Annotated in this window: 23 protein-coding genes; 8 read left to right on the top strand and 15 right to left on the bottom strand. The window is 39.9% G+C overall.

Features of this window, described 5'->3' with window-relative positions:
• Positions 1-12: 12 nt before the first annotated feature.
• The 3 genes from aceE to nadC form a co-directional block, all read right to left on the bottom strand.
• A complete protein-coding gene (aceE, locus tag M1F17_RS06650) occupies positions 13-2,679 on the bottom strand; it encodes a pyruvate dehydrogenase (acetyl-transferring), homodimeric type (protein WP_004261984.1) in 2,667 nt (888 codons plus the stop codon).
• 171 nt (positions 2,680-2,850) lie between these two features.
• Positions 2,851-3,621 carry a pyruvate dehydrogenase complex transcriptional repressor PdhR gene (pdhR, locus tag M1F17_RS06645; protein ID WP_004261987.1) on the bottom strand — a complete coding sequence of 257 codons (771 nt, stop codon included), beginning with the start codon at positions 3,619-3,621 and terminating at the stop codon, positions 2,851-2,853.
• 739 nt (positions 3,622-4,360) lie between these two features.
• Positions 4,361-5,263, bottom strand: a complete 903-nt coding sequence (nadC, locus tag M1F17_RS06640) for a carboxylating nicotinate-nucleotide diphosphorylase (protein ID WP_094961373.1) — start codon at positions 5,261-5,263, stop codon at positions 4,361-4,363.
• Positions 5,264-5,368: 105 nt separating this feature from the next.
• On the opposite strand from nadC, the gene ampD reads away from it, so the two are divergent.
• The 7 genes from ampD (at position 5,369) to yacG (ending at position 10,947) form a co-directional block, all read left to right on the top strand.
• Positions 5,369-5,914, top strand: a complete 546-nt coding sequence (gene ampD / locus M1F17_RS06635; protein ID WP_036958527.1) for a 1,6-anhydro-N-acetylmuramyl-L-alanine amidase AmpD — start codon at positions 5,369-5,371, stop codon at positions 5,912-5,914.
• Positions 5,915-6,180: 266 nt separating this feature from the next.
• Complete coding sequence (gene ppdD / locus M1F17_RS06630) at positions 6,181-6,606, top strand: prepilin peptidase-dependent pilin (RefSeq protein WP_036958460.1); 426 nt, start codon at positions 6,181-6,183, stop codon at positions 6,604-6,606.
• Positions 6,607-6,620: 14 nt separating this feature from the next.
• The gene (locus M1F17_RS06625) at positions 6,621-8,021 is read left to right on the top strand and encodes an ATPase, T2SS/T4P/T4SS family (protein ID WP_136134546.1); all 1,401 of its coding nucleotides are present in this window, start codon (positions 6,621-6,623) and stop codon (positions 8,019-8,021) included.
• A 1-nt stretch (position 8,022) separates the two neighbouring features.
• Positions 8,023-9,210, top strand: a complete 1,188-nt coding sequence (locus M1F17_RS06620) for a type II secretion system F family protein (protein WP_094961371.1) — start codon at positions 8,023-8,025, stop codon at positions 9,208-9,210.
• A 150-nt stretch (positions 9,211-9,360) separates the two neighbouring features.
• The gene (gene coaE / locus M1F17_RS06615) at positions 9,361-9,966 is read left to right on the top strand and encodes a dephospho-CoA kinase (RefSeq protein WP_094961370.1); all 606 of its coding nucleotides are present in this window, start codon (positions 9,361-9,363) and stop codon (positions 9,964-9,966) included.
• An 8-nt stretch (positions 9,967-9,974) separates the two neighbouring features.
• A complete protein-coding gene (zapD, locus tag M1F17_RS06610) occupies positions 9,975-10,733 on the top strand; it encodes a cell division protein ZapD (protein ID WP_144140730.1) in 759 nt (252 codons plus the stop codon).
• A gap of 16 nt (positions 10,734-10,749) precedes the next feature.
• Positions 10,750-10,947, top strand: a complete 198-nt coding sequence (gene yacG, locus M1F17_RS06605; protein ID WP_004262008.1) for a DNA gyrase inhibitor YacG — start codon at positions 10,750-10,752, stop codon at positions 10,945-10,947.
• 69 nt (positions 10,948-11,016) lie between these two features.
• Here yacG and mutT read toward each other — a convergent pair whose 3' ends face one another.
• From mutT to secM, 3 genes are all read right to left on the bottom strand, one after another.
• Positions 11,017-11,430 (bottom strand): 8-oxo-dGTP diphosphatase MutT, encoded by a 414-nt coding sequence (gene mutT, locus M1F17_RS06600; RefSeq protein ID WP_094961368.1) that lies wholly within the window; start codon positions 11,428-11,430, stop codon positions 11,017-11,019.
• A gap of 61 nt (positions 11,431-11,491) precedes the next feature.
• Positions 11,492-14,203, bottom strand: a complete 2,712-nt coding sequence (gene secA, locus M1F17_RS06595; RefSeq protein WP_004262013.1) for a preprotein translocase subunit SecA — start codon at positions 14,201-14,203, stop codon at positions 11,492-11,494.
• 96 nt (positions 14,204-14,299) lie between these two features.
• Positions 14,300-14,830: a secA translation cis-regulator SecM gene (secM, locus tag M1F17_RS06590; RefSeq protein ID WP_094961382.1), complete on the bottom strand. Its 531-nt coding sequence runs from the start codon at positions 14,828-14,830 to the stop codon at positions 14,300-14,302.
• A gap of 75 nt (positions 14,831-14,905) precedes the next feature.
• Here secM and M1F17_RS06585 point away from each other — a divergent pair, with 75 nt between their 5' ends.
• A complete protein-coding gene (locus M1F17_RS06585; RefSeq protein ID WP_004262017.1) occupies positions 14,906-15,427 on the top strand; it encodes a DUF721 domain-containing protein in 522 nt (173 codons plus the stop codon).
• A gap of 38 nt (positions 15,428-15,465) precedes the next feature.
• Here M1F17_RS06585 and lpxC read toward each other — a convergent pair whose 3' ends face one another.
• The 9 genes from lpxC to murD all read right to left on the bottom strand — a co-directional run bounded on the left by lpxC (position 15,466) and on the right by murD (position 25,811).
• Positions 15,466-16,383 (bottom strand): UDP-3-O-acyl-N-acetylglucosamine deacetylase, encoded by a 918-nt coding sequence (gene lpxC / locus M1F17_RS06580; protein ID WP_004262020.1) that lies wholly within the window; start codon positions 16,381-16,383, stop codon positions 15,466-15,468.
• A gap of 99 nt (positions 16,384-16,482) precedes the next feature.
• Positions 16,483-17,640 carry a cell division protein FtsZ gene (ftsZ, locus tag M1F17_RS06575; RefSeq protein ID WP_004262022.1) on the bottom strand — a complete coding sequence of 386 codons (1,158 nt, stop codon included), beginning with the start codon at positions 17,638-17,640 and terminating at the stop codon, positions 16,483-16,485.
• A gap of 60 nt (positions 17,641-17,700) precedes the next feature.
• The gene (gene ftsA / locus M1F17_RS06570) at positions 17,701-18,957 is read right to left on the bottom strand and encodes a cell division protein FtsA (RefSeq protein WP_004262024.1); all 1,257 of its coding nucleotides are present in this window, start codon (positions 18,955-18,957) and stop codon (positions 17,701-17,703) included.
• Positions 18,958-18,992: 35 nt separating this feature from the next.
• Positions 18,993-19,802 (bottom strand): cell division protein FtsQ, encoded by an 810-nt coding sequence (gene ftsQ / locus M1F17_RS06565; protein WP_004262025.1) that lies wholly within the window; start codon positions 19,800-19,802, stop codon positions 18,993-18,995.
• Position 19,803: 1 nt separating this feature from the next.
• Entirely contained in the window at positions 19,804-20,724 is a 921-nt protein-coding gene (locus M1F17_RS06560) for a D-alanine--D-alanine ligase (protein WP_318837324.1), read from the bottom strand.
• Between the two features lie 2 nt (positions 20,725-20,726).
• Positions 20,727-22,190: a UDP-N-acetylmuramate--L-alanine ligase gene (gene murC / locus M1F17_RS06555; RefSeq protein WP_036958462.1), complete on the bottom strand. Its 1,464-nt coding sequence runs from the start codon at positions 22,188-22,190 to the stop codon at positions 20,727-20,729.
• A 47-nt stretch (positions 22,191-22,237) separates the two neighbouring features.
• A complete protein-coding gene (gene murG / locus M1F17_RS06550) occupies positions 22,238-23,311 on the bottom strand; it encodes an undecaprenyldiphospho-muramoylpentapeptide beta-N-acetylglucosaminyltransferase (protein WP_272525576.1) in 1,074 nt (357 codons plus the stop codon).
• Entirely contained in the window at positions 23,308-24,501 is a 1,194-nt protein-coding gene (gene ftsW / locus M1F17_RS06545) for a cell division protein FtsW (RefSeq protein WP_318837323.1), read from the bottom strand. The genes murG and ftsW overlap by 4 nt, the downstream gene beginning before the upstream one ends.
• On the bottom strand, positions 24,501-25,811 hold the full coding sequence (gene murD, locus M1F17_RS06540; RefSeq protein WP_272515222.1) for a UDP-N-acetylmuramoyl-L-alanine--D-glutamate ligase: 1,311 nt from the start codon (positions 25,809-25,811) through the stop codon (positions 24,501-24,503). Before murD ends, ftsW begins: the two co-directional genes overlap by 1 nt.
• Between the last annotated feature and the right edge of the window lies 1 nt (position 25,812).

Below are 25,812 nucleotides of genomic sequence, written 5' to 3'. Positions count from 1 at the left end.
GATTTTTACCTCTTATGCCAAACGTGGGTTAACTTTATCTGGGTTGATGTTGTATTTTTTAATCGCTTCTTCAACGACTTTTACATCAATCTCACCACGTTTAGCTAATTCACCTAACGCTGCAACGATCACATAGGATGTATCCACTTCAAAGTGGTGACGCAGGTTTTCACGACTGTCTGAACGACCGAAACCATCTGTACCCAGAACACGGTAATCACTTGCAGGAACATAAGTACGAACTTGTTCTGCAAACAGTTTCATATAGTCAGTTGATGCAACTGCTGGTGCATCATTCATAACTTGAGCAATGTATGGAACACGTGGTGCTTCAGATGGGTGCAGCATGTTCCAACGCTCACAATCTTGGCCATCACGTGCCAATTCAGTGAATGAAGTCACGCTATAGACATCAGAACCAATTCCATATTCAGCAGACAAGATGTCAGCGGCTTCACGCACGTGGCGCATCATCGAACCTGAACCTAACAGCTGAACTTTACCTTTGCTACCTTCAACCGAAGCCAGTTTATAGATACCTTTACGGATACCTTCTTCTACGCCTTCTGGCATTGCTGGCATGTGGTAGTTTTCGTTCAGCGTCGTGATGTAGTAGTAAACGTTTTCTTGTTTCTCACCGTACATACGCTCTAAGCCGTCTTGCATGATCACCGCAACTTCGTAAGCGAAAGCTGGGTCATAAGAAATACAGTTAGGGATAGTCAGTGATTGAATATGGCTATGGCCATCTTCATGCTGTAGACCTTCACCATTCAGTGTTGTACGGCCTGAAGTACCACCAATTAAGAAACCGCGTGCTTGTTGGTCACCCGCTGCCCACATCAAGTCACCAATACGTTGGAAACCAAACATTGAGTAGTAGATATAGAACGGGATCATCGGCAAGTTGTTAGTGCTGTATGATGTCGCAGCCGCTAGCCAAGAAGAACCCGCTCCCAGCTCATTGATACCTTCTTGCAGAATTTGACCTTTCGAGTCTTCTTTATAGTAAGCAACTTGCTCACGGTCTTGCGGAGTATATTGCTGACCTTTAGGGCTATAGATACCGATTTGGCGGAATAAACCTTCCATACCAAATGTACGCGCTTCATCAGCGATGATTGGTACTAAACGCTCTTTGATCGATTTGTTTTTCAACATAACGTTCAACGCACGAACGAACGCGATAGTTGTTGAAATTTCTTTAGATTGTTCTTCCAATAATTGGCTGAAATCTGCCAGTGCAGGGATATCCAATTTTTCATCAAAGGTTGAACGACGAGCTGGCAAATAACCACCTAACGCTTGACGGCGCTCATGCAGATATTTGTACTCTTCGGAATCTTTTTCAAACGTAATGTATGGTAGTTTTTCAATTTGCTCATCAGCAACGGGTACATTGAATTGATCACGGAAATGACGAACGCCATCCATGTTCATTTTCTTCACTTGGTGAGCAATGTTTTTACCTTCTGCAGTTTCACCCATGCCATAACCTTTAATGGTTTGAGCTAAAATAACAGTTGGTTTGCCTTTAGTTTCTTGTGCTTTTTTGAACGCTGCGTACACTTTCTTCGGATCGTGACCACCACGGTTCAGTGCCCAAATTTCATCATCAGTCATATCTTTAACTAATGCTGCAGTTTCTGGGTAACGATTAAAGAAGTGTTCACGAACGTATGCACCGTCACGTGATTTAAAGGTTTGGTAGTCGCCGTCTAAGGTTTCGTTCATTAATTGAACAAGTTTACCGCTTGTATCTTTACGCAGTAATTCATCCCAACGGTCGCCCCACATAACTTTGATAACTTGCCAGCCAGCACCATTAAAGATACCTTCTAGTTCATTAACAATTTTACCATTACCTGTAACTGGTCCATCTAAACGTTGCAGGTTACAGTTGATAACAAATACTAAGTTATCTAATTTATCGCGAGTTGCGATAGTAATTGCACCTTTAGACTCTGGCTCATCCATCTCACCATCACCAAGGAATGCATATACGCGCTGAGCTGATGTATCTTTCAGTCCGCGGTTATCAAGGTATTTCAGGAATTTCGCTTGATAAATAGCATTAATTGGACCCAGACCCATTGATACCGTAGGGAACTGCCAGAAATCAGGCATTAATTTAGGGTGTGGATAAGAAGACAGACCATTTCCACCAATTTCTTGACGGAAGTTGTTCATTTGCTCTTCAGTTAAGCGGCCTTCCAAGAACGCACGTGCGTAAATACCTGGAGAGATGTGGCCTTGGAAGAAGACTAAATCCCCGCCGTCATTGTTATTATGTGCACGGAAGAAGTGGTTAAAGCACACTTCATATAAAGTTGCTGATGACTGGAAAGAAGCCATATGGCCACCCAGTTCTAAGTCTTTTTTGGAAGCGCGTAAAACAGTCATCACTGCGTTCCAACGAATTGCAGAGCGAATACGGCGCTCTAAATCCATGTTACCAGGGTATGCCGGCTCATCTTCAACAGCAATTGTGTTGATGTAATCAGAATGACCAGATGCACCAGCGGCAATATTAACACCGCCTTTACGCGCTTCGCTTAATACCTGTTCGATAATAAACTGAGCACGATCAACACCTTCTTCACGGATGACCGATTCAATCGCCTGTAGCCAGTCGCGAGTTTCAATCGGATCCACGTCATTTTTTAACATATCTGACATGGTGTATTCCTTATCTGTTATCTATTTTATATGTTTATGTGGAGCCTATCTTCCTGCTATTTTCCCAGTCGCTATAAAACAGCGGGAAGATAGGCCCTGATGTAGTTGCCGCTTTAACTCTCAATTAGAGTATTCACAATAATATAGACGCAGCAGTCAGGATCTATATTATCAATTCAAATCAGGATGTTGCTGTAACCGACGTAAAGAACGTTCTCTGCGAGTTTGCTCTCGGCTAATATCCAACAGTAAATCTTCAATAAAGGCTAAATGGCGATGAGAAGCTTCACGTGCTTTTTCTGGTTCTCTTGCCATTATAGCGGCAAAAATTTGTGCTCGATGTTCACTAACTGCTTTATACATTTCTTTACGGGTATATAAGAACTCAAAGTTCTGCCGAATATTTTGTTCTAACATCGGGATCATACAACGCAATAGATGTAGCAAAACGACGTTATGAGCAGCTTCAGTGACAATTAATTGATATTGTAATACTGCATCTGACTCTGCTTCTAATCCGCCATTTTCTTGCGCTGTCTTAATTAATTCATAGCTTTGGCGAATCCGTTCGAGATCTTCATCTGTACCACGGAGTGCCGCGTAATACGCAGCAATACCTTCAAGGGCATGACGAGTTTCAAGAAGATCGAATTGAGATTCTGGATTGCCTTCAAGTAGCTGAGCTAAAGGGTCACTAAAGCTTTGCCACATTTTCTTTTGCACGAATGTTCCACCACCTTGGCGGCGAGATAAAAGGCCTTTCGCCTCTAATGTTTGAATTGCTTCACGCACTGATGGTCGAGATACGTCAAACTGTTTTGCAAGTTCGCGCTCAGGAGGCAGCTTTTCGCCAGGGCGTAATGTCCCTTCGAAAATAAGATGTTCGAGACGCTGCTCTATTACATCTGATAACTTTGGTTGGCGAATTTTACCGTAAGTCATAATCTGCCATATTCATGAGTGAGTAATTATTGATTACGTATTACCCAGTGTTAATTGGTAATACCAATTTATTTATGGGTTAATAAAGTAACAAAGTATTCACTATCTGTCCATAAAGACCTTGCGCTAAATCATAAAATCCTGCAAATCTTAACAATTTTTTTTAAAATTTAGCATGAATTGATAACTTAATATGCAATTTGACATGACATATTTTAACATTAAAAACGATTTTTTATGCTAAAATGCAAAAACTGAACCGTTAAAGCAACCAATATAATGAATTTAAATTTAAAATAAGTGCGTTTAAAATCAAATTAACTCATTAATTGCAGTCTTTACTCGTTTGGAACACAACAACGTTAATGAAATGTTAAAATTGCAAGTGGTTTTAAATTTAACTCAAATTTTATTGATTAAATTACACTCAAGCCTATCTATTATTTTAGAATAAAATTGATGTCGAAAATAAAATAGCACTGTAATATTTCAATTTATAGGTGGCACGGAAAATGCGATAAGGTTTCGAGATTCGATTAGCTAGGAGCTACAAAATATTTCGTTGTAACCCATTAAATAGTTAAATCAATGCCAAAATACAATTTGGTAACGAGTGAGTCAGATGTTAGTCACCTATTTAACGCATTAACGTAAATAGGTGACTAATGTATAGGTCTCATCAATAACACTAAGATTAATGAGCCCAGTTAAGGCACCCTGAGTGTATTAACCAGATCACTTACCTATTCTTATCAATAAAACGCATAGACAAATCCATGGCTTTAATATGTTTGGTTAGCGCCCCAACAGAAATAAAATCAACCCCTGTTTCTGCGAACTCTTTTATCGTTTCTAATGTGACATCGCCAGAAACTTCAAGTGCCGCTTTTCCTGCCGTTAACACTACCGCTTCTTTCATCATAACTGGAGTAAAATTATCCAACATAATGATATCAGCATTCGCTTTTAAAGCTCGTAATAGCTCATCTAAGCTTTCTACTTCAATTTCAATTGGGACATCCGGATGGGCGCTACGCGCTAATTCAACAGCTCGCTCGACTGAACCTGCAGATATAATATGGTTTTCTTTTATTAAGTAAGCATCAGATAAACCTAGACGATGATTAAACCCTCCCCCCATCAATACCGCATATTTTAAAGCGGTTCTTAAACCAGGGATAGTTTTACGGGTATCAAGTAACTTCGCTCTTGTACCTGTGATTTGTTTTACATATTCGGCAGTTATACTTGAAACAGAAGAAAGCGTTTGAATGAAATTCAAAGAGGTGCGTTCACCTGTTAATAAAATTTGTGATGGGCCATGCATCTCACAGAGAACTTGGTTAGGGGTAACGGTTTCACCATCTTGAACTTTCCAATCAATGTTGACTTGCCCACCAAGTTGAAGAAAAACTTCATCTAACCATTGTTTCCCACAGAAAACGCCATGTTCACGAGTAATAATTCGAGCACTCGCTTGTGTACCTACATTTAACAGCTGACCAGTAATATCTTTTTTATAATCAACAGATTGACCTAAATCTTCTTTCAAAGCAACACTGACCATAAAAGGAATGTCAACCTGTAACCGCTCAAGAAGCATTTTACGTCTTTGTTGTTCATCATATCGCCGTATAGTCATTTTAACTCCAAAATATGCACTCGCTTTGTTTCATCTATGCTAATCTTTTCGTTCGCAGATAACGAGTGTTAACAAAAAAGAAAAGAGAATACTATGGATAACGATATGAAAATACACAATGGTTGGCTAAATAATGTGACTCATATCCCTTCTCCACATCATGATGAGCGCCCCTCTAATACCATACCTTCTCTTCTAGTTATTCATAATATCAGCCTTCCTCCAGGACAATTTGGTGGCCCTTATATAAACCAATTATTTACAGGGACTTTAAACCCTGATGAACACCCATTTTTTAATGAAATCAGACATCTTCGAGTTTCAGCTCATTGCCTAATACGCCGTGATGGTGCAATCATTCAATATGTCCCCTTTCATTTACGGGCTTGGCACGCTGGGCAGTCTTCCTACCAAGGCCAAGAAAAATGTAACGACTTTTCTATTGGTATTGAGCTAGAAGGCACTGATTTTGAACCATTTACAGAAGAACAATATCAATCCCTTACTTATTTAACTAATTTACTTATACTTGAATACCCACTAATTAAAAATAATATTACTGGTCATAGTAATATAGCTCCTGGTCGTAAAACGGATCCTGGCCCATTTTTTGATTGGGGATATTATAAGAATAAATTAAACAATTATTAACTTTATAATTATTAGCGGATAATATCTTTATTCAATTTACCCGCTAATAAAAAATATATAAACTTATCTTCTCTTAATTTATAACTGAACTCCAGCCTCTATTTTTCTTTATTATTTTTTTTGCGAAGCTGCTCGAAGAAAAATGAAACCCCACGTACATTTCAATAAAAAATCACAAATCGTTTCGCACTACCTTTTTTAAACTCTAATTTTAACTTAAAAATACAATTATGATGAAACCTCACTTAACAACGGAGGTTTTATTTATGAATCAACAAGGATTTTCACTCATTGAAATTATGGTAGTAATTGCAATTATATCAATTCTAAGTGCTATTGCTATCCCTGGCTATCAAAGCTATATGCAAAAAGCAGCAATTACTGATGTACTCCAGACTGTTATCCCATATAAAAACAGTGTTGAAATATGTAGCTTTAATCGAGGGAGTTTATCACAATGTAATGGAGGCAATGATGATATCCCTACCAATATAACTGGAAAATACATTAGTAAAATAGAAGTTAAATCTGGGGTTATTACATTTTCTACTGACAAATCATTATCAGGCTTAAAAGTCACATTAACACCAACCCTTCCTAGCATAGGCAACCCCTTTAATTGGACAGTTGTTTGCGAAAACAAAGATAATGCCAAATTGAAGTCATTATGTAATAAAACCTTTGTGTTTTAACTGGAAGTATTTATATGAACATGACTAAAAACGAGCAGTTTATTTATAAAGAACTTAAGAGTATATGTGATAGAAATTACATTATAATCATCGATTATAATCAAAAACGGTTATCTATAGCTGTTGTTAAAAAACCAGATGACAACTTGATAGCCACATTAAAATTTATTGCTAGTGTCCCTGTATGCTATGATATTTGGCCAAAAGAAAAAATAGACCATTATTTTAATAATACAATACATGAAATAAAAGAGGAAGAAAGTAGTTATCAATCTCCAGAACCCGAACTATTAAGCACTTCATCTCCTGCGATTAGTTTTGTTGAGGAGCTATTAAAAACAGCAGTTCATAAACGCTCATCAGATATACACCTTGAGCCGACTAAGCAAGGGTTAAAAATTCGATTACGTGTCGATGGAAAGTTATATTTTATTCCTTCTCCACCTTACGAAATTAATAGTGAAATTATTGCTCGTATAAAAATATTGGCAAAAATGAATATCGCGGAGAAAAGATTTCCACAAGATGGCCAAATGAGTTGGTACTTTGATGGACAAAACTATAGCATCCGTCTTTCTAGTATTCCGACAATTCATGGTGAAAAATTGGTCTTACGTATTTTAAATACACAATTAAAATATTCTTTAGAGCACATAGGGATGTGCTCTTCCCTTCTAGAGTTATTAAAAGAGTATTTAAATCGTCCACAAGGATTAATTTTAGTCACAGGGCCGACAGGAAGCGGTAAAACAGTAACTCTTTATAGCTACTTAGAATATTTAAATCAATCCTCAAGAAATATAACAACCATTGAAGACCCAATTGAAATTCCATTACAAGGAATCAACCAAACTCAAGTCAATGAAAAATATAAACTTAATTTTTCTTCTATTTTAAGGGCGCTACTGCGACAAGACCCTGATGTCATTATGATCGGTGAGATTCGTGATGAAGAAACAGCTAAGATCGCGACTCGAGCAGCGCAAACTGGCCATCTAGTTTTGTCGACATTGCATACCAATTGTACATTCAGTGCAATAGAGAGAATGAACCAATTAGGAGTAGAAAATAGTCAACTTAAATCATGTTTGAAAATGGTTATTGCACAAAGATTAGTAAGAAAACTTTGCCCTCACTGCAAAGAAAAAACACCTAAGAAAACTAAATTACACAATAACTGTGTAATTAATGAATGGTCCTCAAAGGGGTGTGAGCTATGTTTTTCTGGTTTTATGGGAAGAACCGCTGTTTATGAATATATAGATCAAAGCAATATTAGCGAAATACTGACAAAAAATACATTAGAAAATCAAAGTAATTTTGTTAACCTTTTTAATGCAGGAATAGAGCTCGTTGAAATGAGTGAGACAACTCTCCAAGAAATCTATTCTATCATCGGAAATGGAGTAAATTAACATGTTTATTTATTCATATATCGCCATTGATTTTAACAATCAATTAACATACAGCACATTAATAGCAAAAAGCAAAAAACATGCATTCATCAACATATCTGAAAGAAATTTAATTCCTGTACAAATAAAGTTAAAAACATTATTTTCATTGGACAAAAAGAATATTAATTATCGAATTCATTTCTTCCACCAGTTATCTTTATTATCATCATCAGGTATTAATCTCGTACAATGTTTAAAAATATTACATACCAACTGCCAACTTCCTTTTTGGATTGATATTATTGAAAACTCGATAGTTCATATAGAAAAAGGAGAGAAGTTTTCACAGTATTTGAAGAAGCACCCAACAATATTTAATGATACTATAATAAGCATTGTTACCATTGCCGAGAAAACAGGGCAATACGAACAAAGTTTTAGTACAATCAATTCAATATTGGAACATAATAATAAAGTGTCTTTACTCATCAGTAAATCGATACGATACCCAATAATTCTTTCTTCATTTTCAATAATGTTATTAATCATTATGATGGTCTATGTAGTTCCTCAATTTGAAAACATCTATCAAAATACCAGACACGAATTACCACTCGTTACAAAAATCATAACCTTTATTTCAAGCTTTCTAAGAGAGTACTTAGTTTACTTATTTTCTTTTCTTTTACTTTCTCTCCCTCTCGTATTTAAATTCAAAGAAAAAACATTATCTTTATTAAAAAACACAATAATTCATCTACCGATATTCAAAAAATCATTACAACTCCATAACTTAAGTTTGTATTTTTTAACGATGTACTCAACAATTAACGTAGGCTTATCATTATCCGAATGTTTAAAATGCACAATTCAAACTATCAATAACCATCAATATAAAAAAGACTGTGAACACGTGCATATATCGGTACATAAAGGAGAGTTACTGTCCCATGCTATGAAGAGAACCAAGTTCTTTCCTGATTTATCTGTACAGCTAATGTCTATTGCAGAAGAATCTGGAAAAATACACTACTTTTCAAAGTATTTATTCAAATATTATTCAGAGCAATATATTTTTATTACTGAAAAAAACCTAAAAAATATTGAACCTATTTTACTCCTTTTAATTGCCATCCTAGTAGGAATGATCATGTTAGCAATGTATCTACCGATATTTAATTTAGGTAATGTTATAACTGAACTATAAATAATTTCATGTGGATATGAATATTACATTTTACCCTAACAACTTTATATAATATTTTTTTAAACTATTCACAGTATATAACTTTGGATGAAGACAAATGATTTATTTCAGTGTAATCTATTTTTTTTCAACGAGTAAATGAATAATCATATGCCTTATATAGTTGCTTTAACAGGTGGTATTGGAAGTGGTAAAACAACAGTTGCAAACGAGTTTGCTAAACTTGGAGTCCCCCTAGTTGATGCCGATGTGATTGCACGACAGGTTGTTGAGCCTAACAGCCCAGCCCTTGAAAGCATTAGATATCACTTCGGTGAAGATATTATTCTTCCCAACGGGTGCCTAGATAGGCAACGCTTACGAGACATTATTTTTTCTAAGCCCGATGAAAAAAAGTGGCTGAATGCTCTACTTCATCCATTGATTCAACAAGAAACGCAAAAACAATTTCAACAAATAGATTACCCTTATGTATTATGGGTAGTCCCTTTATTAATTGAAAATAATATTCATCATTTGGCTGATAGGGTATTAGTTGTCGATGTTACTGTGGAAGAACAAATTCAACGAACCCTAAAAAGAGATAAGACCAGTTTAGAACAAGTAACTAATATACTTAATGCACAAGTTAGTCGTGAAAAACGACTTAATCATGCCAATGATATAATAACAAACCATACTCATGGCACGGATCTCTCTGACAAGGTAGCAATTCTTCATAACCAGTACTTAACACTAGCAAAAATAAAAAAATAGGAATTGAAATGGGCGAATTAATTACAACAAATTTGATTACTTATGAATATCCAATGAATGAAAAAATTCGTTCGTGGTTGCGCCTTGAAACACTTTTATCTCAAATTTATGAGTTAAGTAATATTACCTCCTACTCTACTGGTATTGCTTTTTTTCGCTCAGTTTCAGAATTAATTGAAATCCTAGATAGAGGAGAAGTTCGTTCTGAGCTTATAAAAGAACTAGAAAAACAACGAACTCGGCTATCTAATTGGGCAGAAGCTCCTAACGCTGATAACCAATTAATATCTACATTACTAAAACAATTATCAGAAACAACATCCCATTTAATGTCCGCAGCACGCTTTGGCCACCATCTACGTACAGATAAAATTATTAGTATGGTACGCCAACGTTTAAGTATTCCTGGTGGCTGTTGTAGTTTCGACCTACCGACTTTACAACTTTGGTTAAATATCCCACAAACTGAACGAGACAAGGTCATTAGTGGCTGGTTGCAAAGCCTCGACCCACTCAATGATGCATTGCAAACTGTTCTAACACTAATTCGGCAAAATGGAATCTTTGAACAAAAAGAGTCTCATAATGGTTTTTATCAAGACAACGTAGAAGGTAAAGAACTGCTACGCATCAAGTTAACTGCAGAACACTTGGTATACCCACAAATCTCTGGCCACAAAACACGATTCGCACTACGTTTTCTACATATCGACAGTGAGAATGGTATACTCCCCGATATTATTAATTTTGAGTTATCCTGTTGCTAGCTAGAGAAATATTTTTATGAGTGAAATCATTGAAGTTAATTGCCCTACATGTAAAAAAATAGTTGTTTGGAATGAAAATAGCCCGTTCCGGCCATTTTGTAGTAAGCGTTGTCAACTTATTGACCTTGGTGAATGGGCTAGTGAAGAAAAACGAATTGCGAGTCAAGGGGATATTTCTGACAGCGATGACTGGAGTGAACAACCAGATAAATAATGTATAAGTCGTGACATCGTAAATTAAGTGGAAAATATATTATTGTGTATTTTCCACTTAATATCATTATCAGCTATTATGTTGATCACTTCTCTGTGTTAATAAATCAACAATGATACGGTTTGCTGGGGGAAATTCTTCAGCTTTAAGCTCATGCTGAGAAACCCAACGCGAATCCTGCCCTTCTCTACCATACGGTTCATTTTCCCATGAAGATACCATAAAAAAATAGAGTGTAATGAAACGGTCATCAAACTCATGGTCAACCCGATGAAGTAACTCGTTCTTAGTCACTACAATTCCAACTTCTTCTTCAAGTTCGCGAATTAAAGCGGCTTCAGGAGATTCATTAACTTCAAGTTTCCCACCGGGAAATTCCCAAAAACCAGCCATATGCGTGCCTTCTGGCCGTTTAGTAATAAAAATTTTTTGCTCTAGGTTACGAATAATCCCAGCAGCGATATGCAAATGTTTTTTTTCCATAATTTTTTCGTCAAAAAGGCGGGTTACCCCGCCTTTTTTATATTAATGAGTGAATGTTGAATTAATTTAAACGGCCATGGCATTGCTTGTATTTTTTACCCGAACCACAAGGACAAGGGTCATTACGGCCAATTTTGTGACCTTGGGTTGCAATTTTAGCTTCGGTTTCAGTCATTAAAGATTCAGCGCCAGCTTCATGGCTTAATTGTTGCCTTTTCGCTAAACGCTCAGCTTCTTCACGACGCTGTTGTTCTAATGCTTCAACCTCTTCAGGTAAACGAACTTGTACCTTAGATAAAGTACTAATCACTTCATATTTCAATGCTTCAAGCATGTTAGCAAACATACTGAAAGATTCACGTTTGTATTCTTGCTTAGGATCTTTTTGCGCATAACCACGCAAATGAATACCTTGACGTAAGTAATCCATTGACGCTAAGTGCTCTTTCCATAACGTGTCTAATGTTTGCAACATGACACCTTTTTCGAAATTACGCATCGCTTCCGCGCCAACAATTTCTTCTTTACGATCATAAACTTCAATCGCTTTTGCCATAATACGTTCACGTAATGTTTCTTCGTGTAACTCTGGCTCTTTATCTAACCACTCTTTGATTGGTAAATCGAGGTCAAAATCATTGACTAAACGCTGATGTAGCCCTTCGATATCCCACATTTCTTCAAGTGATTGAGGTGGAATATAGGCATCCATCGTTGTGGTTAATACATCTTCACGAATGCTATCAACCGTTTCTTTAATATCACCGCCATCCAGTAGTTCATTACGCTGAGTATAAATCGCACGACGTTGGTCACTAGCAACATCATCATACTCAAGTAATTGTTTACGGATATCAAAGTTACGGCTTTCAACTTTACGTTGCGCATTAGCAATAGCCTTGGTCACCCATGGGTGTTCAATCGCTTCACCCGGCTTCATACCTAACTTTTTCATCATGCCAGTAACGCGGTCTGAAGCAAAAATACGCATCAGCGCATCTTCCATTGATAAGTAAAAACGAGATGAACCCGCATCCCCTTGACGACCGGCACGACCACGTAACTGGTTATCGATACGACGTGACTCATGACGTTCTGTACCAATAATATGTAAACCACCTGCTGCTAAAACAGCGTCATGGCGAACTTTCCAGTTTGCTTTGATTTCATCAATTTGCTCTTGAGTTGGCTCTTCTAATGCAGCAACCTCAGTTTGCCAGCTACCACCTAGCATGATGTCAGTACCACGACCGGCCATATTAGTTGCGATCGTTACAGCTCCAGCTTGACCCGCATTCGCAATGATGTCAGCTTCCATTGCATGGAATTTTGCATTCAAAACATTATGAGCAATTTTAGCTTTTTTCAACGCATTCGAAATCAATTCGGATTTTTCGATTGAAATTGTACCAACAAGAACGGGTTGCCCATTGGCAGTTCTTTCACGAATATCTTCAATAATTGCTGCAAACTTATCAGCTTCGTTCATATAAACGAGGTCAGGTAAATCTTTACGCACCATTGGGCGGTTAGTTGGGATAACAATTGTATCGAGTTTATAAATTGAGCTAAACTCAAAAGCTTCGGTATCCGCAGTACCTGTCATACCTGCAAGCTTTTCATATAAACGGAAATAGTTCTGGAAAGTAATTGAAGCCAAGGTTTGGTTTTCGTTTTGAATTTCAACGCCTTCTTTCGCTTCTACTGCTTGGTGTAAGCCGTCAGACCAACGACGCCCTTCCATTGTACGGCCAGTGTGTTCATCAACAATAACAATTTGACCGTCTTTTACAATATAATCAACGTCTAAGGTAAATAGCGCATGAGCACGTAAGCCCGCCATCACATGGTGCATTAACATGATGTTAGAAGGTGAATATAAAGACTCTCCTTCATCCATTAAACCTTCTTTTGCTAGAAGCTCTTCGATTAACACCAGTCCACGTTCAGTTATAGTCACTTGACGCGATTTTTCATCGACAGAAAAATGGCCTTCCCCTTGGAAAGTATCTGAATCTTCTTTCTCTTGACGTTGAAGATATGGAATAAGTTTATCAACTTTTTGGTACAGTTCAGAACTGTCTTCTGCAGGACCTGAAATAATCAGTGGTGTACGCGCTTCATCGATAAGAATGGAGTCAACCTCATCCACCAAAGCATAATGCAATTTACGCTGAACACGCTCTTCAGGGCTAAACGCCATGTTGTCACGTAGGTAGTCGAAACCAAATTCATTATTAGTACCGTAAGTAATATCTGCCGCATATGCTTCACGTTTTGCAGGCGGGGCCATACCTGGCAGGTTGATACCCACAGTTAAGCCTAAGAATTCAAATAATGGACGGTTATTTTCAGCATCACGTTTGGCTAAGTAATCATTCACCGTAACTACGTGAACCCCTTTACCACTTAATGCGTTGATATAAGCAGGTAATGTTGCTGTTAAAGTTTTACCTTCCCCTGTACGCATCTCTGCGATACAGCGTTCGTTTAGTACCATTCCACCGATAAGCTGTACATCAAAGTGGCGCATACCAAATACACGTTTACTTGCTTCACGAACAGTTGCAAATGCCTCAGGAATGATACTTTCTAAACTTTCACCTTTCGTTAAACGCTCACGAAATTCCACCGTTTTTGCTTTTAACTCATCATCAGATAACTTTTCGAAATCGGGTTCAAGACGGTTAATTTTTTCAACTTCTTTACGTAAACGGCGCAACGTACGGTCATTACGGCTACCAAAAACTTTGGTCAAAATCTTTGTTAACATATTTTAATCTCTAATAATCAATTAATTACTTTAAATTTTTATAAATTTTATGACGTAAAACAGCACAACGATGAGCTGTTTTACCATGAATGAAGATTAAACTGTTAACGGGCCGGCACGAATGCCGTGAACTTGAGCAATCCAAATTGCAGGTTGATAGGCAATAATATGAGGATAGTTATAATGACTAAATTGAATAACACTTTCATCCCACTGAAGTGAACGCTGTGCTAACATGGCATACAGCGTGTCTAACATCAGTTGTGGGGCAATAAGCTGTTCAGTCTCTTCTGTTGCAGCGTTTACATCATCGTCTTCTGTCGCCGAAAAAGCAAAAGTTAACTGCCGAATAACGTTTCTTACCGCATGTTGCTGCCAGTAATTTACTGAATAAGATGACGATGATGACGAAGAGCGTTGGGAATTCTGTTGAGCAAATAAATTGTCAAAAGCATTCACAGCTTGGCTTTGGCGATTAACTGGAGAAGAGTTAACCTGTGTATGTTGAGAATCTGATAACGCATTTAAAATTGTAGGCAAGCCGACACCTGTGGCAACCACACCTAATAGCAGGTGGGACCAAAAGTATTTTCTACCAAGTTGTCGCCAAAAATTTAAAATGCCCATCAAACTCTTATATAATGAATAAGTGACAAAATTATTATTTGCAATTCGTTGTTTCATTCTCAGCTGGAGCTAAAAATGAGAGATAGTCATCCACAAGCACTTTTTGATGTTCTTGAAGGCTCATTGGCAACATCATCAAACACTTTACAAACTATTCAGCGTAATGCAAAAGCGATTATCAAACTGAATCGTGCTGTAAAAGGATTACTGCCGGCTGAAATCAAACCCATGTGCCGTGTTGCAAACTATCGTAATAATGTTATGGTCATTGAAGTGGCAAACGCCAGTTGGATGACCCGACTTAATTACGAAAAAATCAATCTTCTTTCTGCATTAAGAACGTCCATTCTACCATCTTTATCCTCTATCGACATCAGAATCAATCCCGATCTTATGCGAAAATCGAGACAAAATAGTTCACTAACTAAGCAAACAGTCTCAATAAGTCAAAAAATGAACGAACGTCAGATAAGTCCACAAACTGCACAAGCGCTTTTGAAATTAGCCGAAAATAGCCCGAAAGGATTAAAAGAAAGGTTTGAGCGGCTGGCTGCACTAGCCGGAGAGAGTACTAGCGCAACCAACAGAAAAGGCTAAATTCGATCAGTTCTCGAAGATAGCTGCATAATCAAATTTTATGCAAACACCGTTGAAGGTGCTTTGAATGCGACAGGCAATTGAGCTTCGTCTTCAAATGTGACGAGATCCCAAGCTGATTCTTTCGCCAAAACTGCTTGTAATAGCTTGTTATTCAATGCATGGCCTGATTTAAACGCCGTGAATGCGCCAATAATATTGTGCCCACACATGAATAAATCACCAATTGCATCCAACATTTTGTGACGAACGAATTCATCTTCAAAACGTAAGCCATCTTCGTTAAGAACTTTATAGTCATCAACAACGATGGCGCAGTCGAAACTACCGCCTAAGCATAAGCCTTTTGATTGCAGATATTCAATATCACGCATAAAGCCAAAAGTACGCGCGCGGCTTATTTGATTTACAAATGATTCCGCTGAGAAATCAAGTGAGTAGCGTTGTGTGCTACTATCAATCGCTGGATGCTGAAAATCGATTGTGAAATCAAGGCTAAACCCATTATAAGGTCGCATTTCAGCCCATTTATCACCATCTTCAACACGTACTGTTTCTTTTATACGTAAAAATTTCTTTGCACAATTTAATTCTTCAATACCGCCATCAAGCAGTAAGAATACAAATGGTGCGGCACTGCCATCCATAATAGGGATTTCAGGCGCATTGACTTCAATAACAATGTTATCGATACCTAACCCTGCTAAGGCAGCATTCAAATGCTCAACAGTCGAAATACGCACATTATCTTCATTGACTAAGCAAGTACATAACATGGTGTCACGAACTGATTTCGCATCTGCCGGAAAATCAACCGGTGGATTAAGGTCAGTACGACGGTAGATGACCCCGGTATTGGCCGGCGCTGGACGTAATGTAAGCGTAACTTTCTTGCCGGTATGTAAACCAACACCAGTCGCTGTAATAATACGTTTTAGTGTCCGTTGTTTGATCATCGTATTTTTCTCGCAATGTTATAAGTCCTACTGATCATCATACAAGATAATCAGTAGGAAATTTTAGCACAAAAAGCGGAGAAACCAATATAAATAAAATTAATCGGCCTGTTTACGCAAGAACGCAGGAATATCAAGATAATCTGGTTCTTTATTTGTTTGCGTATTTTGGTCATTGACCGCTTTAGCCGCTGGTTTCTCTTCTGTTAATGAAGACATGCTATTTTGCATTTGCTGATAGCGCTGTTCCATTGACGCCTGCTGAGACATTTTATTGCTAACTAAAGTAATTTCTGGACGTTTGTCCATACCAATACCTGTAGCAACAACTGTAACACGCAGTTCTTCGTGCATTTCTGGGTCAAGAGATGTACCGATTACCACAGTTGCATTATCAGATGCGAAAGCACGAATAGTGTTACCCACCGTTTCAAACTCATCTAAACGCAGGTCGAAACCAGCCGTGATGTTAACTAATACACCACGTGCACCAGACAGGTCGATATCTTCAAGAAGTGGACTAGAAATAGCCATTTCTGCCGCTTCTTCTGCTCTATCTTCACCACGAGCAACACCTGACCCCATCATTGCGTAGCCCATTTCTGACATCACAGTACGTACGTCAGCAAAGTCTACGTTCATTAAACCTGGGCGTGTAATCAGTTCAGCGATACCTTGTACTGCACCTTTTAGTACGTCATTTGCCGCACCAAAAGCATCCAGTAATGAGATACCACGACCAAGTACTTTTAATAATTTATCATTTGGGATAGTGATCAGTGAGTCAACATGTTTTGACAACTCAGTGATGCCTGCCTCTGCAAATGCCATGCGCTTTTTACCTTCGAAATTGAAAGGTTTAGTCACGACAGCAACTGTCAGAATACCCAATTCTTTGGCAACCTCGGCAACGACCGGAGCTGCACCAGTCCCTGTACCGCCACCCATACCTGCTGCGATAAAGACCATATCCGCGCCATCTAAAGCATTACGCAGCGCCTCACGGTCTTCTTCAGCGGCATTACGGCCAACTTCAGGGTTTGCACCTGCACCCAGACCTTTGGTAATACCGGTACCGATCTGGATAGTTTGTCCAACTGCGGTTTTACGCAGCGCTTGTGCATCTGTATTGACAGCGAAGAATTCAACGCCTTCAATACGTTCACGCACCATGTGTTCAACGGCGTTACCGCCGCCGCCGCCAACGCCGATGACTTTAATCACCGCATCGTTGGTTAGCTCCATTGGTTCAAACATAATGTCTCTCCGTTTTGTGCTTACTACTTTTGAAGCTAATAATATGCTTCTTTATCAAAATTAAAATTCTTTTCTCAGCCAACTGGTGATTTTACTAAACCATCCACTAACTGATGCACGTTTTTCTACTTCGGTATCATCGCCTAAATGGCTTTCTTTACCGTAATGCAGAAGCCCTACTGCTGTTGAATAATATGGCTCCTGCGCATAATCCGTTAACCCTGTGATGTTGAGCGGTGTACCAATTCGCACTTGCGTATGGAACACTTTTTGCGCACATTCGACTAGACCATCAATTTGTGCGGCCCCACCAGTCAACACGATACCAGCTGCCAAATGGTGTTTGACACCTTGTTGGCGTAACTGTTCCTGTAAATTTAAAATTTCTTCATTTACTAAGTTTAACAGCTCAGTATACCTTGGCTCGATCACTTCTGCTAAGGTTTGACGCTGTAAGCTTCTTGGTGGTCGCCCACCAACACTTGGCACTTCCACGGTCTCGTCTTTACTCACGATAGAACCGACTGCACACCCATGACGCACTTTAATGGCTTCTGCATCACTAGGTGGTGTTCCAAATGCATAAGCGATGTCGCTTGTCACCACATTGCCTGCATACGGGATGACTTTTGTATGGCGCAAAGCCCCGCCAGTGTAAACCGCCATATCCATAGTGCCGCCACCGATATCAACGACACATACACCTAATTCACGCTCATCTTCCGTTAAAACACTATAACTTGCAGCGAGACCAGCAAAAATAAGCTGATCAACTTTTAACCCACAGCGTTCAACGGCTTTAACAATATTTTTTGCCATATCGTTATGGCAGGTGATCAAATGGACTTTGGCTTGCATACGTACACCTGATAAACCAACCGGGTTTTTAATCCCTTCTTGGTAATCTATTGCAAATTCTTGCGGTATCACGTGCAAAATTCTGTGCTCATCGCGAACACGTACCGATTTTGCTGTATGCACAACACTGTCAACATCTTCTTGCGTCACTTCTTCTTCTGAAACTGGCACCATACCAATCTCATTTTGGCAACTGACGTGCTTACCCGATAGCGCAAGGTAAACCGATGAAATTTGGCAGTCAGCCATGAGTTCTGCCTGATCAATGGCTCTTTGTACACATTTTACCACTGATTCAAGATCGTTTACGCCACCTTTGTCCATTCCACGAGATGGACAACTTCCCACCCCAATAATATTAACCATACCATCGGGCAGAATTTCGCCAACAAGGGCTGATACCTTGGAAGTTCCAATTTCAAGGCCTACCACTAATTTTCTGTCCGTTGCTTTAATCATTTTTTCTGCCTAATTTTTGTTATTAGTCATCGTCTTTATTGTAACTCCGGTGGAGCATCAACCAACAGTGGCGCCCAGCCCACCGCAGCACCACTGGAATAACGTAAGTCAACATAGTCAACGCGTTTATCCGTTGTTTGCTGCAAAAGCGGATACAGTTCAAGGAACCTATTTAACCGCTCTGACACATCTTTCTTACCCAGTTCGATTCTAACATCGTTGTCTAAAATAATTTGCCATGCATTTCTGGCTGTCATCGATAGCGATTTTAGCTTTAGATTATGTGCAGCTAATGTGTTCTTAAAGACTGTGAACTCTTTAAGAACCTCTTTTTGGCTACCTTGTGGCCCATAAAGCAACACATAATCGCCTTTACCATTTTCACTAACCGGTAAGTTAAATACCCGACCTTGTTCATCCACCATGTTTTGGTCGTTCCACCTAGCGAATGGGCGGTATTCAACAATATGAATTTTCAATTCATCTGGCCATTGTTTACGCACAGTCACTTGGCGTACCCATGGCATCATGCTTATTTGCTTCTGGATAGCGTTGACATCGACGGTCATAAACGTCCCCGGCTGCCCTAGCGCTAAAATAGCCTTTCTAACATCATCATTTTTGGTGTAATGGCGCTCACCCGTTAACACTAACTTGGACATCGGCAGCCGATCCGCATCTTTCATCCAAGTCATTACCATCCAACCACTCCAGATGATAGTGCCAACCACAAATAGGAAGAAAAATAACCCACCTAAAAATGCACCATTACTAGGTCCTCCTGAACGAGGATCCTCATCGTTCTTTTGATTATGATGCCTAACATTTAGTGCTGCTTGTGACATATCAACGAGCCAATCTCAAAATTTGCACAACTAACTGTGAAAAACTCATACCTGCCTGACGAGCAGCCATCGGTACTAGGCTATGGCTTGTCATACCTGGCGATGTATTAACTTCCAACAGATAAAATTGGCCATCGCTGTCTTGCATTACATCAACTCGCCCCCAGCCTTCACAACCAACAACTTGGTAAGCTTTCAGCGCTAAGTCTGCGAGTTCTGACTCAAGCTGTTCATCTAAACCACTTGGGCAAAAATATTGAGTTTCATCAGATAAATATTTCGCTTCGTAGTCATAAAAAATACCTGGTGGTTGAATACGAATTGACGGTAGAGTGTTGCCTCCTAACACCGCGACCGTGAACTCAGGACCACTCAGCCATTTTTCAATTAACAACGTTTCATCAAATTGAAACGCAAGATCCAGTGCAGCAGGCAATGCCTCTAAGTTATCAACTTTACTCATACCAACACTGGAGCCTTCAAGGCTTGGCTTCACGATAAGAGGTAATCCGAGAAATTGCACTTTAGCGACAATTTGCTCATAAGAAGCCTGCTTATACTGCTGTTTTGTTAAGTAAACATATGGCGATACACTTAATCCTGCACCTTGCCATAATTGTTTTGTTCTCAACTTATCCATGCTAAGCGCTGAAGCCATAACACCACTGCCGGTATAAGGCAGATTTAGTGTTTCTAACAGCCCTTGTAATGTACCGTCTTCACCACCGCGGCCATGTAACGCAATAAAAACTTTGTTGAAACCTGCATCTTTCAATGTTTCTACAGGGAAATCTTGAGGGTCGATAGGATGAGCATCAATACCTGCCTGGCGTAGCCCTGCCAGCACAGCATTTCCTGACTGAAGTGAAACTTCACGTTCAGCAGATGAGCCTCCTAATAGAACCGCAACTTTCTCTGTCATTTTTATTCCTCAATCATCGGTGGCTGTAATTTTGCTTCTGCTAGGCTTTTGGCTATTTTACCAATATTTCCTGCGCCTTGAACTAAAATTAAATCATTTTCATCAAGAGTTTGAGCTAAAATATGTGGAATTTGTTCAATATCTGCAACATAAATAGGATCAATCTGACCACGACCACGAATTGAGCGGCACAATGAGCGGCTATCCGCACCTGGTACATGCTTTTCGCCCGCTGAATATACGTCTAACATTAGCAGCACATCAACCTGCCCCAAAACGTTAACAAAATCATCGTATAAGTCACGAGTACGAGTATAGCGATGCGGTTGGAATACCATTACAATACGCTTATCTGGCCAGCCTGCTCTCGCGGCTTTAATCGTTGCATCCACTTCGGTTGGGTGATGACCATAGTCATCGACTAGCATCACTTCACCCTCTTTGCCATTCACATTTCGCAGAGGGAAATTCCCTAGGAAATCAAAGCGACGCCCTGTTCCTTGAAATTCAACTAGTGCAGATAAAATGTGTAAATCGTCAATACCTTCTTCTGTGGCGACCGCGACTGCGGCTGTCGCATTGAGAGCATTGTGACGCCCTGGTGCATTTAGAACCACCGTCAGTTCTGGCATATTTTCACGGGCAATAGTGAAAAAGCCTTGATTTCCTTTTTGCTCATATTGCGTGATACGCACATCAGCGTCTTCACTAAAACCATAAGTGGTGATATAGCGGCCAATTTTGGGTAGTAACGAACGAATGACTGGATCATCAATACACATCACTGCGCGCCCGTAAAATGGCAAATTGTGCAAGAAATTAATGAACGTATTCGTTAAATTATCGAAGTCACCTTGGTAAGTATCCATATGGTCTGCTTCGATATTGGTCACAACTGCAACTAACGGTTGCAAATGCAAGAATGAAGCATCGCTTTCATCGGCTTCTGCGATCAAGTAGCGGCTACTACCTAAACGTGCATGCGTTCCTGCTGATTTAACCAATCCCCCATTCACAAATGTGGGGTCAAGGCCTGCTTGTGCATAAATCCCAGAAATCATTGCTGTCGTAGTGGTTTTCCCGTGGGTACCTGCAACAGCAATGCCATGACGATAACGCATTAATTCCGCTAACATTTCTGCACGACGAATAACAGGAATACGCAATTCTTTGGCGGCTTGAATTTCTGGGTTCTCACTTGAGATCGCTGTTGATACGACGACAACACTGGCATTTTCAACATTCTCTGGACGGTGATTAAAGTAAATCGTTGCCCCTAATGCGGTTAATTGTTGAGTCACTGCATTCGGAGCTAAATCTGAACCACTAATTTCATAGCCTTCATTTGCCAACACTTCAGCGATACCACCCATGCCAGCACCGCCGATGCCGACAAAATGGATGTGCCTGACTCTTCTCATTTCTGGCACTGATGTTCTTAATTTCGCTAATTGTTGTGTATTCACTATATTTCTTCGCTTCTAAATTAATTCGGTATCAATTATGACTAATATTATTTAGCCACTTCACAGATCACGGCAGCAACTCGCTCTGTTGCATCAGTAATTGCACAACTATGTGCTTTTTCAGCCATTGAGAGTAATTCGTTTCTGTCCCATTGCCCTAATAAGCTCGCCACAGCATCTGCGGTAAATTGTGACTGTTCTAAAATTTTAGCCGCCCCCGCTTTTTCTAGCGGTAATGCGTTCCAATACTGTTGACGGTCTTTATGTTGAAAAGGAACAAAAATAGCCGGTAAACCTGCGGCTGCAATTTCACTTACGGTTAGTGCGCCAGACCGACAAACAACAATATCTGCCCATGCGTAAGCTTGCGCCATATCATCAATAAATTCAGTAACTTTATACTCAGAATTGACTGAAACTTGCATGTGCTCATTATACAATGCTTCTGTCGATTCCTTACTGCCTTTTCCCGCTTGATGCCAGATATTTAACTGTTTGCCTACTTTTTCAGCAACCAGAGGCATCACTTGATTTAAAATCCGTGCCCCTTGGCTACCACCGACAACCAATACGCGTATAGCGCCTTCTCGGCCTGCTAAACGTTCCTGTGGTGCAGGTAGAGCCAAAACATCTTCCCGTACTGGATTCCCTACAACTGGTGCGTCAAGAAATGCCCCCGGAAAGGCTTGTAATACTCTTTTTGCAATTCGAGATAGCCATTTATTCGTTAACCCTGCAATACCATTTTGTTCATGAAGCACAACGGGTACACCACATTGCCATGCCGCAATACCACCGGGCCCCGAAACATAGCCTCCCATGCCTAATACAGCATCTGGCTGATAACGCTTGATAATTGTTTTTGCTTGGCGAATCGCTTTATAAATACGCCATGGCGCCCCCAGTTGGGCGGCAATGCCTTTACCCCTGAGGCCAGAAATTTGAATAAATTCAATATCGATACCGTGTTTAGGCACTAATGTTGCTTCCATTCGGTCAGCCGTACCTAACCAACGGATTTCCCACCCTTGAGCCTGCAAATAATGTGCCACGGCTAAACCTGGAAAAACATGTCCTCCAGTTCCACCTGCCATGACGAGTAATTTCTTTGCCTGACTCATTTAGTGCTCCTTACAAACGCCTGCGCTTTTTCAAGGCGTGTTTCAAAATCAATTCTCAGTAATATCGCAATGGCAGCAGCCATTACCAGTAAACTCGAACCACCATAACTAATTAATGGCAATGTTAAACCTTTTGTCGGTAACATACCGGATGCAGCCCCAACGTTAACTAAGGCTTGGAAGGTAAACCAAATACCAATTGAACAAGCTAAATAACCACCGAATAATTGGTTTGACATCAATGCGCGACGGCCAATCATCATTGCTCTAAATGCCAACATAAAGACCATCAACAGAACCAATACCACGCCAAAGTACCCGAGTTCCTCAGCTAAAACCGAGAAAATAAAGTCTGTGTGTGCTTCTGGCAAATACTCTAATTTTTGTACTGAATTACCAAGCCCTTGCCCAAACACTTCACCACGACCAAAAGCCATTAAAGATTGGGTTAGCTGATAACCACTGCCAAACGGGTCATCCCACGGGTTCAAAAACGATGTAACACGACGTAAGCGGTACGGCTCAAACCAAATCAAAGCCAATACCCCCACTGCGCAAGCGGCAATACCAATAATAAACGGCGCTAACCTTGCGCCCGCTAAAAATAACAATCCCAGAGTGGTAACCACTAATACGATAACGGTCCCCAAGTCAGGTTGTAATAAAAGCAATGACGCCATGACAATCAAAATACACATCGGTTTAATAAAGCCAAGAAAACGGGTTCTGACTTCATCGGATTTACGCACCAAGTAACTGGACACATAGCAAAACAACGTAAATTTCGAAATTTCTGCCGGTTGAATTTTTACCAAACCGATGTCTATCCAGCGTGATGCCCCGTTAACTGAACTTCCTGCAACCAGCACCACCACTAGCATGCCAAGTGAAACCATCAACAAAATGAAATTGTACTTTTCCCAAACTGCCATCGGGATACGCATGACACCCAACGCTAAAATAAATGCCATAACGATATACACCACATCACGCTTAGCGAAATAGAACGGGTCTTCTGTTAAGCGTTGGCCAACTGGCATGGAAGCGGATGTGACCATGATAAAACCTACTGCGGCTAAACCGAATGCCAACCACACTAATGTACGGTCGTAAAGCGTTGAGCCTGAAATCACGCCATTTTTTTCACCAATGACCCAATTTTTTAAACGCATCGCACCCGGTATCGTCATTAACCTAACTCCTGGGCTAATTGAGCAAAGACAGTTCCACGCTGCTCAAAACTTTTAAACTGATCCAAACTGGCACATGCAGGGGATAACAGCACCATGTCCCCCGCTTTTAATTGTGGTGCAATTTGGCGTAAGCTTTGTTCCATAGTCTCAGTCAATACTGATTTTTCAGGTGCCATATCAGCTAATGCTTTCCCATCGCGACCAAAGCAATATAAGCGGTAGTTATCCGCAGCAATATATTGTTTTAATGGTGAAAAATCGGCTGACTTGCCATCCCCACCTAATAATAAATAGATATTTCCATCCACGTGTAACCCATTTAACGCCGCTTCTGTACTTCCAACATTTGTGGCTTTAGAGTCATTAATCCAGCGAACACCGTTATTGAATAACACTAATTCGAAACGATGTGCTAACCCCGTATATTCTTTCAATACTTGAAGGCAAGCTGGACGAGGAATATCCACTGCATCCGCCAATGCTAACGCGGCTAACGCATTAAGGTAATTGTGTTGTCCGGTTAAGTGCATTTCATTGACATCTAATAGCTCTTTTCCTTGAGCCACTAACACCCGTTTTTGGGTATCAAAGAAATAATCACCACTATTTAAGCCAAAGCTAATGCATTCATCCAAAGTATGATTAGCGGGTAAGGTCAGTATATCTTGTACGTTAACAATGCAGTTTTGAGCATTGTGATAAATTTTTAATTTCGCTTCACGGTACTGTTCTAGACCTAATGGATATCTATCCATATGATCTTCACTAATATTTAAGACTGTCGCGGCGGTCGCTTCTAGGCTTGAGGTGGTTTCTAATTGGAAGCTGGAAAGTTCTAAAACGTACAGATTATGCCCTGCATTGAGTAATGAAAGTGCTGGCGTACCAATGTTGCCACCTACACCAACTGAAATACCCGCTGCTTTAGCCATTTCGCCAACCAATGACGTGACAGTGCTTTTACCATTTGAACCTGTAATCGCGACAATCGGTGCATCTGCTTCACGGCAAAATAATTCGATATCACCCACAATTTCGATGCCATTTTCTGCGGCCTGCTGTAATTGAGGGGTCGCTAACGCAATTCCTGGACTAGCAACAATTAAATCGGCGGCCTGTAACCAGCTATTATTCAAACTGCCACTATGGCATTCTACATTTTCTGGGAGTTTATCTACACCAGGCGGTACTGCACGGGTATCCATAACGCGAGGCACCACGCCGCGCTCAAGGAAAAAGTGAACGCAAGATAGGCCGGTGATCCCCAGCCCAATAATAACGACGTTCTTACCCTGATAATCAACCATC

The sequence above is a fragment of the Providencia sp. PROV073 genome (genome assembly GCF_033688125.1).
Lineage (GTDB): Bacteria > Pseudomonadota > Gammaproteobacteria > Enterobacterales > Enterobacteriaceae > Providencia > Providencia hangzhouensis.
The sequence above is the reverse complement of the archived record's forward strand: the minus strand, read 5'-3'. Positions and strand labels throughout refer to the sequence as shown.